General features: G+C 62.7%; 12 protein-coding genes and 1 rRNA gene. 8 read left to right on the top strand and 5 right to left on the bottom strand.

What is annotated here, in order from left to right; all coding sequences use genetic code 11:
- The first annotated feature begins 91 nt into the window (after positions 1–91).
- Positions 92–205, top strand: a 5S ribosomal RNA gene (gene rrf / locus B0G71_RS23580).
- 96 nt (positions 206–301) lie between these two features.
- Here the strand turns inward: rrf and B0G71_RS23575 are convergent.
- From B0G71_RS23575 to B0G71_RS23565, 3 genes are all read right to left on the bottom strand, one after another.
- Complete coding sequence (locus B0G71_RS23575) at positions 302–1,372, bottom strand: carotenoid 1,2-hydratase (protein ID WP_258875777.1); 1,071 nt, start codon at positions 1,370–1,372, stop codon at positions 302–304.
- Positions 1,373–1,893: 521 nt separating this feature from the next.
- Positions 1,894–4,467, bottom strand: a complete 2,574-nt coding sequence (locus B0G71_RS23570) for an FtsX-like permease family protein (protein ID WP_181916814.1) — start codon at positions 4,465–4,467, stop codon at positions 1,894–1,896.
- Complete coding sequence (locus tag B0G71_RS23565; protein WP_116144602.1) at positions 4,454–5,191, bottom strand: ABC transporter ATP-binding protein; 738 nt, start codon at positions 5,189–5,191, stop codon at positions 4,454–4,456. Before B0G71_RS23565 ends, B0G71_RS23570 begins: the two co-directional genes overlap by 14 nt.
- A 687-nt stretch (positions 5,192–5,878) precedes the next feature.
- Between B0G71_RS23565 and B0G71_RS23560 the strand changes: the two genes are divergently transcribed.
- From B0G71_RS23560 to cysS, 6 genes are all read left to right on the top strand, one after another.
- Entirely contained in the window at positions 5,879–7,441 is a 1,563-nt protein-coding gene (locus tag B0G71_RS23560; RefSeq protein WP_116144600.1) for a NuoM family protein, read from the top strand.
- Between the two features lie 369 nt (positions 7,442–7,810).
- On the top strand, positions 7,811–8,710 hold the full coding sequence (gene cyoA / locus B0G71_RS23555; protein WP_116144598.1) for a ubiquinol oxidase subunit II: 900 nt from the start codon (positions 7,811–7,813) through the stop codon (positions 8,708–8,710).
- 3 nt (positions 8,711–8,713) lie between these two features.
- Positions 8,714–10,702 (top strand): cytochrome o ubiquinol oxidase subunit I, encoded by a 1,989-nt coding sequence (gene cyoB / locus B0G71_RS23550; protein ID WP_116144596.1) that lies wholly within the window; start codon positions 8,714–8,716, stop codon positions 10,700–10,702.
- Positions 10,702–11,307 carry a cytochrome o ubiquinol oxidase subunit III gene (gene cyoC, locus B0G71_RS23545; RefSeq protein ID WP_116144594.1) on the top strand — a complete coding sequence of 202 codons (606 nt, stop codon included), beginning with the start codon at positions 10,702–10,704 and terminating at the stop codon, positions 11,305–11,307. The genes cyoB and cyoC overlap by 1 nt, the downstream gene beginning before the upstream one ends.
- Positions 11,308–11,640: a cytochrome o ubiquinol oxidase subunit IV gene (gene cyoD / locus B0G71_RS23540; RefSeq protein WP_012426887.1), complete on the top strand. Its 333-nt coding sequence runs from the start codon at positions 11,308–11,310 to the stop codon at positions 11,638–11,640.
- 350 nt (positions 11,641–11,990) lie between these two features.
- The gene (cysS, locus tag B0G71_RS23535) at positions 11,991–13,379 is read left to right on the top strand and encodes a cysteine--tRNA ligase (RefSeq protein ID WP_116144592.1); all 1,389 of its coding nucleotides are present in this window, start codon (positions 11,991–11,993) and stop codon (positions 13,377–13,379) included.
- A 96-nt stretch (positions 13,380–13,475) separates the two neighbouring features.
- On the opposite strand, the gene B0G71_RS23530 is transcribed toward cysS, so the two are convergent.
- Positions 13,476–13,724 carry a hypothetical protein gene (locus B0G71_RS23530; protein WP_116148815.1) on the bottom strand — a complete coding sequence of 83 codons (249 nt, stop codon included), beginning with the start codon at positions 13,722–13,724 and terminating at the stop codon, positions 13,476–13,478.
- A 320-nt stretch (positions 13,725–14,044) separates the two neighbouring features.
- Here B0G71_RS23530 and B0G71_RS23525 point away from each other — a divergent pair, with 320 nt between their 5' ends.
- Positions 14,045–14,437 (top strand): carboxymuconolactone decarboxylase family protein, encoded by a 393-nt coding sequence (locus B0G71_RS23525; protein ID WP_116144590.1) that lies wholly within the window; start codon positions 14,045–14,047, stop codon positions 14,435–14,437.
- Positions 14,438–14,532: 95 nt separating this feature from the next.
- On the opposite strand, the gene B0G71_RS23520 is transcribed toward B0G71_RS23525, so the two are convergent.
- Positions 14,533–15,225 carry an HAD family phosphatase gene (locus tag B0G71_RS23520; protein ID WP_116144588.1) on the bottom strand — a complete coding sequence of 231 codons (693 nt, stop codon included), beginning with the start codon at positions 15,223–15,225 and terminating at the stop codon, positions 14,533–14,535.
- Positions 15,226–15,256 lie beyond the last annotated feature (31 nt).

Here is a 15,256-nt window from a genome sequence, read left to right as displayed (position 1 = left end):
ACACAGCCCAAAGCAACACGAGAGGCATCCTCTCAGCTACTTCTTCCCGATTGGTTGCATTGCTCCACGAGCAGTGCAGCAACAAGTCATGCCTGATGACCATAGCGAGTCGGTCCCACCCCTTCCCATCCCGAACAGGACCGTGAAACGACTCCACGCCGATGATAGTGCGGATTACCCGTGTGAAAGTAGGTAATCGTCAGGCTCCCCAGCAGCAAACAGAAACCCCACCCCGCAAAGGTGGGGTTTCTGCGTTTACCCCGCCGCCATACGCGGAAAAAAACCGCCGTGTAACCCGCCTTCACTCCCGCCCCATCCGCCGCGCATCCGCGTAACCCGTCAGTTCCAGATACGCCCGTCCAACGTCCACACCTTCGCGGCTCACCCGCACTGCGCCTTCCCAGTACACCGCGCCCGTCGATTGCCGCGAATCGAGCTCCTGATCGTCCATCAGCGGATCGAGTTTCCACGTCAGCACGCCGGTTTTGACCATCATCGAGACGGGATAAGAAGTGTTTGTGCGCGGCGAGCGCCATGTGCGAAGCGGCGTAAAGTCGACTTGATCGGGGGCGAATGTCGTCACCTCGCCGTTGGGTTTGCGAAATGCCGCGTGCGCCCACACAGCGTGTCCATCGCGACTTCGTACCTTGAATGCCATCAGCGCAGAGCCGTCGGTGAGGTTGGCGCCGAGCCAATCCCAGCCTACCGCATTGGCGTCGAGCAATGTGCTCGACCATTCGTGATCGAGCCACGCCGTTCCCGTTACAGGAGTCTCGCCATGCGACGAACCGCCTGCCGCGACCGGTCGAACTACGCCGCCAGTTACGCGCAATTGCGGCTCGCTGTAGTAATAACTCGCCTGCTCAGGCCGCGGCCCCTTGCGTGAATAGCCGCGTTCGCCCTGAATCAAAGGTGCTTGCGTCGGTGTCAACTTGAGATGCAGCGAAAAACCGTTCGCGTCCGCAACGACGTCGTAGTGACCGTCAGCGGCCCGAACCATTTTCCATGCGTCGAGTTTGACGTCCGTGTTGGCCGGCTTCGCATACGCCAGACCGAATCCTTGACGGGCAATGCGCTGCTCGTGCGCAAGATGGCCGAACGCGGGATCGCTTAACGCCGCATGGGCAATGATCAATTGCGAAGGCGCGAAAGCACTCGGATCGGCGGCGTCATGCCCGGTTGCGGAACGGAAGAAGGTGATCTGAAATCCGAGCGACTGGTTATCCGGCGTGGTGAGCCAACCTGTCGCGTACCACCATTCGGTGCGAAAGGCTGCGTGCGCACCGGTGTCCTGCGGCAGGGCGATTGCGTGATCGGGTGTGACCGCGGCGAATTGGGGCGCTGCGGCGAACGCGGGCCAGGCAGTCAGCATCAAGATGGACAGCAAGCCGCGAATACGCGTACCTATGCGCCGATTCGCGACACGAGCGGACTCAACCGGCAACTGGCACGACGGCATCTTGCGTGCAAGCGACATGTAGCACCGCAAACTCTCACCCGACGCCGCGCGCGCCCGCTGCGGCGCACGTGAACGCAGGGCGACGTTGGATCCGCCACTCGCGACAGTCAGGCGAGCCGACGTCCATGGCACCTCGCGCCCAATCGACCCGTAGCTCGGAATAGTCTCGCCCCAATCCACGCCGGTGATCCGCACCTCACGTCGTTGCAGCGAGGTGCAATACCCGTGGCCGGAGGCCAAATCGAAGCACGCTCCGATCCATGGCACCTCGCGCCCAATCAACGCGTCCTTCGACATGTTCCCGTCCAAAACCACGATCCCCATGTGCGGATCAGGCCGCCGCAAAACGAACCGTCTTTCCTCGCCGACGAGATCAAAGCGCGCCGCTACCGCGCGCATACCCCACCGTGCCGGATCGCGCGATAAAGCCTTCATCACCAATCCTCCTTCACGGCACGCACCGCATCCACCGACACTGCGCCGCGTCCCGCAATCACCGCCGTCGAACACGACGAAGCGAGCATCACCAACGCGACGGTGGCGAGCGCCATCCATGGCACGTGCAGCGACATGCTCCAGTGAAACGACTGCGGATTGACGACGAACACCAGAATCAGACTGATCGCGAAGCCGAGCACGAAGCCCAGTGCAATGCCGCAAGCGGTGAGCATGCCGCCTTCGAGCGCGAGGATAGCGAGCACCTGCGAGCGCGTCACACCGACATGCCGCAGCATGCCGAACTCACGCGAACGAGCGAGCGTCTGCGCGGAGAACGTCGCCGCCACGCCGAACAAGCCGATCACGATAGCGACCGCTTCGAGAAGATAGGTGACCGCAAAACTGCGGTCGAAAATCACCAGCGTGCGCGCGCGGATTTCACCCGGTAGGGACAAGTCCAGCGATGCCCCGAACGGCAGTGCGCGCAGCCCCACGGCAATTTGCTCGACACTCGTCCCCCGCTGAACGGTGACGGCCACATCGGTTGCACTCGTGTCACCGGTCAAGCGCCGGAAATCGGCGAGCCGTATCTGAATGGCGCCGGTTTGCCGCACGTAATCGCGCCATACGCCCGCCACCACGAACACGTGGCCGCGTTCGCCAAACGGCAATCGAACGCGCTGACCCAGCTTGTATCCATACAGATCGACCATTGCTTCGGATACCCAAATAGGTGTTTCGCCCGCGTGAAATTCAGCAGGCGGCAACACGGCACCGGTCATCTGCAGATTCGCGCCTGGATCGGCCGCGTCGATCTCGCGCGCGAGCAGAGCGATGTCGGGCCGCGCAGGGTCGAATGTCAGATGCGAAGTGCGCGCGAACGCGGCTGTTCTAACGCCGGGCACGGCCGCGAGCCTGCTCTGTTCGTCCAGCCGCAAACCGCCGGTGTCTCCGTTCGGCGCCACACGAACATACAGATCGGCGGAGAGCAGATGAACCAGCCAGTCTTCAACGGAAACCCGGAAGCTCGCCACCATGATGGCCATCGCGACGATCAGCGCAAAGCTCGACAGCACACCGCCCATGGCGATCGACGCATGCCCAGGCGCGTTCGCCAGTCGTGCGAGCGCCAGCGTGCCGGCCGCGCCGGCCCGGCGTCGCGCGGCGAAAATACGACTCGCCGCGCCGAAGATGAGCGCGGTCACGCGCGGCATCAACGCAATCCCGCCGACCAGCAGCAACGCGACGGCCAGATAACCGCCAATCGGCGCGTCGAACAGCGGCGGCAACTGCGTGAGCACAGCGGCGGCCAGCAGACACAGCAGGGCGGGCCACGGTGTGGCGAGCCGCGCCAACGCGCCTTCTTCGGCGCCCGCCTTGAGCGCCGTGGCGGGCCGCGCACGCGCCGCTTCCAGTGCGGGGGCGAGACTGCCCAACACCGCTACGGCCAGCCCGAGCATCAGAAACAACGCGCTCGCCAGCGGTTCGAAGCCGACTTGCGGCTGCACGCCGGGAAAGTAGCCGCCGCCCAGATCGCTGCCGAAAAAATGCAGCGCACCGCTCGCCATGGCGTAGCCGAGCGCGAGTCCGGCGAGCGAGCCGAGCAGACCCAGCAACGCGCCCTCCATCAGGATCTGGCGCAACAACTGACCCCGCGTCAGCCCGAGCACACGCAGCATGCCGAACTGCGCGCGCCGTCGCACGACGCTCAGCGCCTGCGTCGAAAACACCAGAAACGCGCCGGTAAACAACGCCACCAGCGCGAGCACATTCATATTGATCCGATACGCGCGCGAGAGGCGATCGGTGCGGCTTTCGGCGTCACGCGTTTCGGCAATGACCCACTGGTTGCCGAGCCGCGCTTGCATCTCACGTCTGAAGCGCTCGCGGTCGACGCCGCGTTCGAGTTGCACGTCCACTCGCGAGAGCTTGCCCACTTTGCCGAACCGCCACTGCGCGGCGGCGATATCCATGACGGCGAGCCGCTGGCCCGGCCGTGTTCTCACGATGCCGCCCGCCACGCGCAAATGCACGATCGAGGTGCCGCTTCGCAGCGCCACCTCGTCGCCGGCTTTCACCTTCAGCCATTGCTGCGCCGCCGTAGAGAGAAACACGGTGTCGGCCGCGAGGGTATCGAACGGCTTATCCGGCGACGGCACGCCGATCAGGTCGGGCGCAATGCGGCTCGCTTTAAACACGTCGATGCCGAGCACCGGCAGTGCGGCGCTCCGATCGGGCACGGTGACGTCGAGTGCGAGCACGGGGCTGGCTAGCGCCACGCCGGGCTCGTTGGCGACTAGCGGATAGATGGCTTCGTCGACTAACGGTTGGGCGCCGCGCACCTGCAGATCGGCTTCGCCCGACAGACTGCGGGCCGCCGCGGAAAATTCGCTGAACGCCGCGCTGTTGATCAACTGCACGGCGTAACCGAGCGCCACGCCGAGCGCAATCGTTGCCATTGCAACCAGGGCGCGTCCGCGATGACTGCGCCATTCGGCGCCCAGCAGCCAGCGCGCGAGAACGCGATGGCCTCGCAAGCGCGGTAGGGGACGGGAATCAGCGGATATCATCGGCGGAAGGCGTGCGGTTACGGGAGCCGAAGGTCAGGGCTGTAGAAGGAGGCGTCGCATGCAAACCGCCGTCGCTCAGGATCAGGATGCGGTCGGCGACCGCCGCGGCGGCTTCCGAGTGCGTCACCATGATCGTGGCCGCGCCGGTCGCCTTGCTTTGCGCGCGGAACAGGCCGAGCACTTCGTGCGCCGTATCGGGATCGAGGTTGCCAGTGGGTTCGTCGGCGAGCAGCAGTTTCGGGCGATGCACCAGCGCTCTCGCAATCGCGACACGCTGCAATTCGCCACCCGAGAGTTGACGCGGAAAGTCGTCGCCGCGTCCGCCGAGGCCGACCGCCGCGAGCATGTCGAGCGCGGCGGCGGTGGGCAGTTCGTTGAGCAGCAGTGGCAGCGCCACGTTCTGCGCAAGCGTCAGATGCGGCAGCACGTGAAACGCCTGGAAGACAAAGCCGAGTTTTTGCCGTCGCAGGCGCGTCGCCGCGTTGTCGTCCAGGCGCGAAACGGCGCTGCCGTCGATGATCACGTCGCCGCTATCCGCACTGTCCAGGCCGGCCACTAGATTCAGCAGCGTCGATTTGCCGACACCGGAGTCGCCCATGATCGCGACGAACTCGCCCGGACCGAGTATGAAATCCAGTTGCGCCAGCACGATGCGGCCCGCGCCATAGGTCTTGCTGAGCCCGCGGCACTCGAGCGCGGGGACGACGCCTTCGTCACGTAGCATGCGTTTTCCGAAAAGTGTGGGCGGCGTCTGTACAGGCTAAACGCAGACCAGAAAAGCGCTGCACCGGCGCACGCACATCTGTCCTTGAACCGCCGAAGTATATTCGCCTTCTGTAAGGCACGCCGACGCCCCACGCGCGTACCGGGAGCGCGCTCACACGCGTGCCGTCGGTTTCCTGTCCCGAACCTTCGTCACCTTGCGCCGGATTATTTAGAGCGGAGGATCAAAAAATTTATGCTCGCGGCTAAGCAAAAAATTTTCTCCGGAAGCTCGAAATGCGCGCCGCTGCTCCGTCGGGAACGAGCATTGTCTATTCCGGCTCCGAACGCATGCCTGGGGATTGTGCAAGAGTTTCTAACTGGCTATCAACTGCTCGCTTTTTCCCCTAAAATCCGCCGCTGCAACCGGCGCCGGCGGATTTGTGCGTCTGCACATTTTTATCCATTCCGCAAGCCCAGGCGTCGCAACGATGCATTGCCAGAGGCTTTGCAGCGTTGTTGCGCTGCAAAAGTATTCTTATCTTGGTAATCTCCCACCCTTGGTCATTCGACTGCGGGTAAACGTGTAGCGGCCAACCCCGATTGCACGTCAAATTTCAGCGAAATCCAGCCTACATATCCATTTCAATGCTTTCGATTTCGAAGGCATTGATGCGGCGTTTTTGTACTTCAAGTTTCGATAGAGCACATGCCATTGCCTCTTCTTAGCCTTCTAATCTGGATCCCTATTGTCGCCGGCGTGGTGGTTTTGCGTGCCGGATCCGACGCGGCACGTGGTCGCACACGGTGGCTCGCGTTGATCGGCGCGATTGCGGGTTTTCTGCCGGTGATTCCGCTGGTGTCGAATTTCCGCAACGACGTCACGTCGATGCAGTTCGTCGAGAACGCGCGCTGGTCGCCCACCTTCGATATCGCCTGGCACGTGGGCGTGGACGGAATCTCGCTGTGGCTCGTCGCGCTGACCGCCCTCACCACGATCATCATCGTGGTCGCCTCGTGGGAGTCGATCACCGAGCGGACCGCGCAGTACTTCGGCGCCTTCCTGATGCTGTCGGGTTTCATGCAGGGCGTGTTCACCTCGCTCGACGGCATGCTGTTCTTCATCTCTTTCGAAGCGACGCTGATTCCGCTCTATCTGCTAATCGGAACGTGGGGCCAGTCGAACCGCTCGTACGCCGCGGTGAAATTCTTCTTCGTGTCGTTTCTCGGCTCGCTGCTGATGCTGATGTCGATGCTCTATCTATACAGCCAGACGCACAGCTTCGACCTCGCGCTGTGGCGCGAGACGCACCTCGGCACGTGGCCGCAGGTCCTGATCTTTCTCGGTTTCCTCGCCGCGTTCGGCGTGAAGGTGCCGATGTGGCCGCTGCACACGTGGCTGCCCGACGTCCACCTCGACGGTCCGACGGGCGCCGCCGTGATGATCGGCATGCTGAAGCTGGGCGGCTACGGTCTGCTGCGTTTCGCCTTGCCGATCGCGCCGCAGGCGAGCCACTTCTTCGCGCCGATGATGATCACGCTCTCGCTCGTCGCGGTGATCTACGCGAGCCTGCTGGCGCTCGTGCAGACCGACATGCGCCGCCTGCTCGCGTATTCGACGGTCGCGCACATGGGCCTCGTCACGCTCGGCCTGTTCGTGTTCAACCGCATCGGCCAGGCCGGCGCGATCGTGCAGATGCTGTCGTACGGCGTGGTGTCGGGCGCGATGCTGTTGTGCACCGGCATGCTCTACGACCGCACGAAGACTGCCTCGATCGCCGAGTACGGCGGTGTGGCCAACACCATGCCGCGCTTCGCCGCGTTCGTGATGCTGTTTTCCATGGCCAATATCGGCCTGCCGGGCACGTCGGGTTTCGTCGGCGAATTCATGGTGCTGATGGGCGCGATCCGTTTCAATTTCTGGATCGGCGCGATGGCGGCCACCACGCTGATTCTGAGCGCGGCGTACACGCTGTGGATGTACAAGCGCGTGATCTTCGGCGCGATCGCCAACGCGCGCGTCGCGAATCTCAAGGATGTCGGCAAGCGCGAGTTCGTGCTGCTCGGCGCGATGGCGCTGCTGGTGCTCGCCATCGGCATCAATCCGAAGCCGTTCACCGACGCGATCGATCCGTCGGTCGGCACGTTGCTGGCTCAGTCGGAGCGCTCGGCCCATCCGTCGGACGCGGCGCCGGCTGGCGGCGAGGGAGGCGAGCATCTGCAAGCCGCGGTGCCCGCGCCGGCAGCGGCGACGGCCCGCTCGCCGGGCTGATCGGACGAGGCATTGCGCAGGCGCAGCATTCTCCTGGTGAGTGCTGCGCCGTCAACGCGCTTTTCCCTTATGGATCAAGTCTCTTTGCACGCATGACGCGCGCCGCGGCCACATAGACCGCGGCGCGTTTTCGCGCTTGTTTAAAGGGGTTTTCTCGTTCGGCCGATACTTGGATTCCTTGCAGCGAAGCACTTCAGTTGCTCACCCGCGCGCAAGTGTGCGGCAACGTGTCACACGGTGCTGCGACGCAATAGATCGTTGCTAAATCGAGTGTTTATTACGGCCGGGCGTGCCCCTATTATGCGAGCGCTTACTATTGGAGAGCGGTCGAATGACGTTCGTTGAAGACGTAAAAAAGAGGCAATGGATATGAAAGGAAAGACTCTGCGCGGGTCGATGAGTTTCGTATCCGCGAGCCTCGTGTTGTTGCTCTCGGGTTGCAGCAACCTCGATATTCTGAATCCGAAGGGGAGTGTGGGGCTGGCGGAACGTGAGCTGATTGCCACGTCCACCTGGGCCATGCTGATCGTGGTCGTTCCGGTGATCGCGCTCACGCTGCTGTTCGCGTGGCGTTATCGCGCGTCGAATAAAAACGCCGACTACCGTCCGGGCTGGACGCATTCCACGGGTATCGAAATCGCCATCTGGACGATTCCGACGCTGATCATTCTGTTCCTTGCCGTGTTGACGTGGAAGACCACGCACGAGCTCGACCCGTACAAGCCGCTCGAGTCGCAGGTCAAGCCGATCAACGTCGAAGTCGTCGCGCTCGACTGGAAGTGGCTGTTCATCTATCCGGACCTCGGCATTGCGTCGGTGAACCAGTTGGCGTTCCCGGTCGGCACGCCGGTGAACTTCACGATCACGTCCGACACGGTGATGAACTCGTTCTTCATTCCGCAACTCGGCGGCCAGATCTACGCGATGGCGGGCATGCAAACGCGCCTGCATCTGATCGCGGACGAAGCCGGCAACTACGCCGGCGCGTCGGCGAACTTCAGCGGCAAAGGCTTCTCGGACATGAAGTTCCGTGCGCTCGCCACCTCGCCTGAAGAATTCAACGCATGGGTTGCGAAAGTGCGCGCTTCGTCGGACAACCTCAGCATGGACCGCTACCACACGGTGTCCGCGCCGACCGAGAAAGAGCCGGTGCGCTACTTCTCGAGCGTCGATCCGAAGCTCTTTCACAACATCATTGCCCGATACAACAACGGCAACGTCCTCGACAACATGAAGGACGCCAACTGTGCGCCAAAGGGCAAGGGGTAACGCATGTTCGGTAAACTTTCACTAGACGCGATTCCGTACCACGAGCCGATCATCATGGTCACGGCCGCGATGATCGCCATCGGCGGTGCGACGCTGCTGGGTCTGATCACCTATTTCGGCAAGTGGCGCTACCTGTGGACCGAGTGGCTCACGTCGGTGGACCACAAGAAGCTCGGCGTGATGTACATCGTCGTGGCGCTCATCATGCTGTTCCGCGGCTTCGCGGACGCGATCATGATGCGTCTGCAACAGGCCCTCGCTTATGCGAACCCGGGCTACCTGCCGCCGCATCACTACGACCAGGTGTTCACGGCGCACGGCGTCATCATGATTTTCTTCATGGCGATGGCGTTCATGATCGGCCTGATGAACATCATCGTGCCGCTGCAGATTGGCGCACGCGACGTCGCGTTCCCGTTCATCAACTCGCTCTCGTTCTGGATGACCGCGGTCAGCGCGATCCTGATCAACATCTCGCTGGTGATCGGTGAATTCGCGCAAACGGGTTGGCTCGCGTATCCGCCGCTCTCCGAGCTGCAGTTCAGTCCGGGTGTCGGGGTCGACTATTACCTGTGGAGTCTGCAGCTCTCCGGTATCGGCACCTTGCTGACAGGCGTAAATTTCTTCGCGACCATCGTGAAGATGCGCGCGCCGGGCATGACGTTCATGAAGATGCCGGTGTTCACGTGGACGGCGCTTTGCACCAACGTGCTGATCATGGCCTCGTTCCCGATCCTGACCGTGACGCTCGCGCTGCTGGGTCTGGACCGCTACCTCGGCATGCACTTCTTCACGAACGATGGCGGCGGCAACGCCATGATGTACCTGAACCTGATCTGGGCCTGGGGTCACCCCGAGGTGTACATCCTGATCCTGCCGGCATTCGGTATCTTCTCGGAAGTCGTGGCGACCTTCGCCAAGAAGCCGCTGTTCGGCTACAAGACGATGGTGTGGGCGACCTGCGCGATCATGGTGCTGTCGTTCCTCGTGTGGCTGCATCACTTCTTCACGATGGGTTCGGGCGCTGACGTCAACGCTTTCTTCGGCATCGCCACCATGGTGATCGCGATTCCGACCGGCGTGAAGGTGTTCAACTGGCTGTTCACGATCTACAAGGGCCGGCTGACGTTCACGCCGCCTATCTTGTGGACCATCGGCTTCATGATCACGTTCACGATCGGCGGCATGACCGGCGTGATGATGGCGATCCCGGGCGCGGACTTCGTGCTGCACAACAGCCTGTTCCTGATCGCTCACTTCCACAACGTGATCATCGGTGGCGTGCTGTTCGGTTATCTGGCCGGCTTCAACTACTGGTTCCCGAAGGCGTTCGGTTTCAAGCTGAACGAAAAGCTGGGCAAGGCGTCGTTCTGGTTCTGGCAGATCGGTTTCTGGGTGGCGTTCACGCCGCTGTACGTGCTCGGCTTCATGGGCATGACGCGCCGTATCAACCACTATGACAACCCGCTGTGGCACCCGTGGCTGATTCTGGCCGCGGGCGGTGCGGCGCTGATCGCTATCGGTATCGCATTGCAGGTGTTGCAGATCGTCGTCAGCATTCGCGACCGCAATCTGCCGCAGAATCGCGACGACACGGGCGATCCGTGGAACGGCCACACGCTGGAATGGGCAATGAGCTCGCCGCCGCCGGTCTACAACTTCGCGATCATCCCGACGGTGCACAAGCTCGACGCGTTCACCGACATGAAGTCGCGCAAGGCTACGCAAGCCAAGCCGGTGTATCGCGACATTCACATGCCGTCGAATACGTCCGCGGGTGTGATCGCGGGTCTGTTCTCGCTGGTGCTCGGCTTTGCCGGTGTCTGGCACATCTGGTGGCTGGCAATCGTCGGCCTGGTCGGCGCGATCGGCACCGTGATCGTCTATAGCTTCCAGAAAAACGAAGGCTATTACATCCCGGCCGCCACGGTCGCGGAAATTGAAGAGAAACGCTCTGGCGCTGGTGCGCGGGTCGCGTTGGAGGTGGATTGATGTTGACCAATACTATGGATGCCCACTCGCATCACGACGCGGACCACGTACCGTCGCAATCGGTGTTCGGCTTCTGGCTGTATCTGATGACCGACTGCATCATCTTCGCGGCGCTGTTCGCAGTGTTCGCGGTGATGGGCCACCAGTTCGCGGGCGGTCCGAGCGGTAAGGATCTGTTCGAGATTCCGGGCGTCGCGGTCGAAACGTCGATGCTGCTCCTGAGCAGCATCACGTACGGCTTCGCGATGCTCGGCGCGCACAAGAATCGTAAGGGCGTGCTGCTGTTCTGGCTCGGCGTGACCTTCCTGCTCGGTCTCGCGTTTCTCGTGCTGGAACTGCGCGAGTTCTCGCACCTGATCGCCGAAGGCGCGGGCCCGAGCCGCAGCGCGTTCCTGTCGTCGTTCTTCACGCTGGTTGGCACGCACGGCCTGCACGTCACGTGCGGCCTGATCTGGATGGTGGTGCTCGCCATTCAGGTGATCAGCCATCGTGATCTGACCGAACGCGACATGATCCGCCTGACGTGCCTGAGCCTTTTCTGGCACTTTTTGGACGTCGTGTGGATCGGCGTCTTCACCTTTGTCTATCTCGCGAGCGTGATCTGAATGGACCATAGCCATAACGCCCACGCAGGTGAAAGTCACGGCAGTATCGGCAGCTATACGACGGGCTTCATTCTCTCCGTCGTTCTGACCGTCGCCGCTTTCGGCCTCGTCATGACCGGCACGTTGACCGGCGAGAACGCGCTGCTCGCGATCGCGGGCCTTGCGCTCGTGCAGATCGTCGTGCACCTGATTTTCTTCCTGCATCTGAATACGTCGTCGGAGCAGCGCTGGAATGTGATGGCGTTCGCCTTCACGCTGCTGACCGCGGTCATCGTGATCGGCGGCACGTTGTGGGTCATGCACAACGTCAGCATGCACATGATGTCGCGCTAAACGAACGAGCATCCCGTTCGACACGAAGCCCCGCAAGCCGAAAGTCTTGCGGGGCTTTTTCATGCGGCGAATGCGGGCACGAACGCGCTAGGCGCCTGAAGCGCCAAAGCGCCCTAAGCGCGTCGACGATTGACCGCAGCGGCAAAGCCGCGTTAGGATCGTTTCCATGATCGCTTCAATCCTTTCCCGTCTGCATTCTTCGCGCGCATGCTGTCGCAGCCTGCCGAGGGGAGCTTGCGTCTAGCAAGTCGATCTGCGCACATTCGCATCCCTGAGGCCACCCGTCACGCGACCGGTGGCCTTTTTGCTTTTGAACGCTTTTTTGAACACCCGGCGCCTGGAGACATCACATGCCGCTTCGCCTGTACGACACCTGGACGCGCAGCGTGCGCGAATTCACGCCGATTCATCCGGATCACGTCGGCCTGTATTGCTGCGGCCCGACGGTGTACGACCACGCGCATATCGGCAATCTGCGGACCTACGTGTTCGAAGACGTGCTGCGGCGCGCGCTGGTGTTGAACGGATATAACGTGCGGCACGTGGTGAACATCACCGATGTCGGCCATCTGGTGTCCGATGCCGACGAAGGCGAGGACAAGATGGAGAAGGGCAGCCGGCGCACTGGCGAATCGGCGTGGGCGATCGCCGAGCGGTACACGGCGGCCTTCATGAACGACTGGCGCGCGCTCAACCTGCTGGAGCCCGCGCTCTGGTGCCGCGCGACCGATCACATCGCGGAGCAGATCGACTTTATCGCCGAGCTCGAGCGCAACGGCCACACCTACCGCACGGCCGACGGCGTCTATTTCGACACCGGCAGACAGGATGACTACGGCTATCTGGCGCGTCTGGATGTGGCGGGCTTGCAGGCGGGCAAACGTGTCGCGTCCGGCGAGAAGCAACGCACGACCGATTTCGCGCTGTGGAAATTCAGTCCGCCCGGCGCCACGCGGCAAATGGAGTGGGACAGTCCGTGGGGCCGCGGCTTTCCGGGCTGGCATATCGAGTGCTCGGCGATGTCGGCGAAGTATTTGAGCCCGTGGTTCGATATTCATTGCGGCGGCGAAGATCATATCCCCGTGCATCACAGCAACGAGATCGCGCAAACCCAGGCGCGCCACGGCACGCGTCTCGCCAACTTCTGGATGCACGGCCATTTCCTGTTGCTGGACGCCGGCAAGATGTCGAAGTCGGACGGCGATTTCGTACGTTTGCAAACGCTGATCGAGCGCGGCAACGATCCGCTCGCGTATCGCTATCTATGCCTGGGCGCGCACTACCGCAGCAGCCTGCGCTTCAGCGAGGCCGCGCTGGATGCCGCGCAAGCCGCACTGGACCGTTTGCGCCGGATCTATGCGCAATGGCCGCCAGGCGGTACGGCGGATGCGTCCGCCGTGGCGCGCTTCAAGGCGGAGGTCGATCACGATCTGAACCTGCCGCGCGCGCTCGCGGTGCTGTGGGACGTGGTCAGAAGCGATCTGCCGCCGGCAACGCGAAGGGCGAGCGTCGATTGCTTCGACGTGGTGCTTGGACTGGGTCTCGCCGATTGGAAGGACGTCGATACGCCCGAGCTTCCGGCCGGGATCGCGGCCCTCGCGGATCAACGCGAAAGAGCCCGCGCCGAGAAGCAATGGAGCGAGGCGGATCGTCTGCGCGACGTGATGACGGCGGCCGGCTGGCTGGTGGAAGACAGCGCGGGCGGCCAGATATTGCGGCTGCGCGACCAGACGAAGTAGCAGGAAAATCGACGTGGTGAGCGCGTTCAGGCTTGCGCGCTCGCCACGCCACGGCGCAGACAGGCGGCGCCGTTTGCTTTGGGGCGTGCCGCGGCACTACAGCGGCACCACCTTCAGTTCCTTGTGCGAAGGCAGCGGGTCGAACGGGAAGTAGACCGGTCCGCAGCCGAAATGAACGGGCGGGCATGGGCTCCAGCCGCGTTCGATGTGCATCGGCTGATCCAGTCCCCCGCAACCGGAAGGTGCCTGGCGCGTCAGGCAGGCAGTGCCGCCGCGAACGGATAGCGATGCCGCGCGATCGAGTTCGTCGAGGCGGGCGAGGTCTTTGAGGACGAGCGTTTTCATGGTGGATCTCCAGCGGAGTGAGTGCATCAAGTGGATCGAGGAGAGCGGAAAAATGCCGCGCTCACGTCCGCTGAATGCACGCACCATGCCATCGGCGCTAAAGCGGCGTGCCATATGCTTTTCCGCGATTTCCCCGCGGTGGTGTGATGGCGAGCGGCCAACTCGGTGCATAACGAGTGTCGGCAATTCAGCGACATCCGTCTGCCGCGTCATGCTGTGGTGAGGCGCGCTGAAAATCACGTCACAATAGACGGCCACCGCGAACCCTGCGCCTCGCGCGCAAGGTTCACCGAATCTCGTCAGCAAGGAAAGGAGAACGCATGAATCAGATCAAAGCCGTCGAATACGCTGCGGCGTCGCCGGAAGTCCAAACCGTGTACGACGATATCAAGCAGACCCGTCAGGTCGACGACGTCAACAACTTCTGGAAGTACATCGCCCAGCATCCGCCAACTCTCGAGCGCACGTGGGACAGCCTGAAGGACGTGATGGCGCCCGGCGCGCTCGATCCGCTCATCAAGGAACTGCTGTATGTCGCGGTGAGCGTGACGAACAATTGCGGCTACTGCGTGGCGAGTCACACGGCGGCCGCGCGCCGCGCCGGTATGACCGACGAGATGTTCGGCGAATTGCTCGCGGTCGTGGGCATGGCCAACGAGACGAATCGGCTGGCAGTGGGATACCGCGTGCCGATCGATCCAGCTTTCGAGTAAGGACTGCGGCGAGCGTAAGAGTCGGCGCGATATTTTCAGCGCCGTCGCCGTCGCGGGCTGTGGCGCGAAGGCCGGCGTCGAAGCCAGCGCCTTCGTCAGTGCATTTCAGCGCGCCATCCCGCCAGCAAAGCGGGCAATGCGCGCATGTCCCTGAACACATGCGTGGCACCCGCGCCATGCAATGCGGTCGCGCTGCTGTGGCCGAGTTCGAGCGGGCAATAGCCGAACACCGTAGCGCCCGCAGCCACGCCCGCGGTCGCGCCGGTCACCGTGTCCTCGATCACCGCGCAACGGCGCGGGTCCACGTCCAACGCGGCAGCCGCCGCGAGATAGACATCGGGAAAGGGCTTGCTGCGGGGCATTTCGTGGCCGCTGAAAATGCGTCCTTCGAAACAGTCGAAAATGCCCGCCTTCACCAGTTGCATTTCCACTTTGATACGGTCCGCGCCCGACGCCACCGCAACGCGTCCGTTCAGCGCCGAGTGAAGCGCACGCACGGCTGACGGTGCGCCGGGAATCGCGACCAGTTCGAGATCCAGCGCCGCATTGCGTCGCTCGCGGAATTGCATGAGCCAGTCGGTCGTGATCGCGACGCCGGTGCGCGCTTCGATCAGCGCGGCTTCGTCCCGGACGGCTTTGCCGACGAAAATACGCATCGTCTCTTCGACGCTCAAATGCCAGCCCAGCTCCCCAAGCATCTCGGTGAGCACGCGGTTGGTGATGGGCTCTGAGTCGACGAGCACGCCGTCGCAGTCGAAGAGTACGGCGTCGAAGGGAAAATCGGCCATCGGGCAGGGTACGGATAGAGTTCGCGGAACC

Source organism: Paraburkholderia sp. BL27I4N3, assembly GCF_003386115.1.
GTDB lineage: Bacteria > Pseudomonadota > Gammaproteobacteria > Burkholderiales > Burkholderiaceae > Paraburkholderia.
The sequence above is the reverse complement of the archived record's forward strand: the minus strand, read 5'-3'. Positions and strand labels throughout refer to the sequence as shown.

Excerpts from the sequence above, each read along its gene's own strand:
- B0G71_RS23575 (WP_258875777.1), bottom strand. The coding sequence starts at position 1,372 with ATGCTGACTGCCTGGCCCGCGTTCGCCGCAGCGCCCCAATTCGCCGCG.
- B0G71_RS23570 (WP_181916814.1), bottom strand. The coding sequence starts at position 4,467 with ATGATATCCGCTGATTCCCGTCCCCTACCGCGCTTGCGAGGCCATCGC.
- B0G71_RS23565 (WP_116144602.1), bottom strand. The coding sequence starts at position 5,191 with ATGCTACGTGACGAAGGCGTCGTCCCCGCGCTCGAGTGCCGCGGGCTC.
- B0G71_RS23560 (WP_116144600.1), top strand. The coding sequence starts at position 5,879 with ATGCCATTGCCTCTTCTTAGCCTTCTAATCTGGATCCCTATTGTCGCC.
- cyoA (WP_116144598.1), top strand. The coding sequence starts at position 7,811 with ATGAAAGGAAAGACTCTGCGCGGGTCGATGAGTTTCGTATCCGCGAGC.
- cyoB (WP_116144596.1), top strand. The coding sequence starts at position 8,714 with ATGTTCGGTAAACTTTCACTAGACGCGATTCCGTACCACGAGCCGATC.
- cyoC (WP_116144594.1), top strand. The coding sequence starts at position 10,702 with ATGTTGACCAATACTATGGATGCCCACTCGCATCACGACGCGGACCAC.
- cyoD (WP_012426887.1), top strand. The coding sequence starts at position 11,308 with ATGGACCATAGCCATAACGCCCACGCAGGTGAAAGTCACGGCAGTATC.
- cysS (WP_116144592.1), top strand. The coding sequence starts at position 11,991 with ATGCCGCTTCGCCTGTACGACACCTGGACGCGCAGCGTGCGCGAATTC.
- B0G71_RS23530 (WP_116148815.1), bottom strand. The coding sequence starts at position 13,724 with ATGAAAACGCTCGTCCTCAAAGACCTCGCCCGCCTCGACGAACTCGAT.
- B0G71_RS23525 (WP_116144590.1), top strand. The coding sequence starts at position 14,045 with ATGAATCAGATCAAAGCCGTCGAATACGCTGCGGCGTCGCCGGAAGTC.
- B0G71_RS23520 (WP_116144588.1), bottom strand. The coding sequence starts at position 15,225 with ATGGCCGATTTTCCCTTCGACGCCGTACTCTTCGACTGCGACGGCGTG.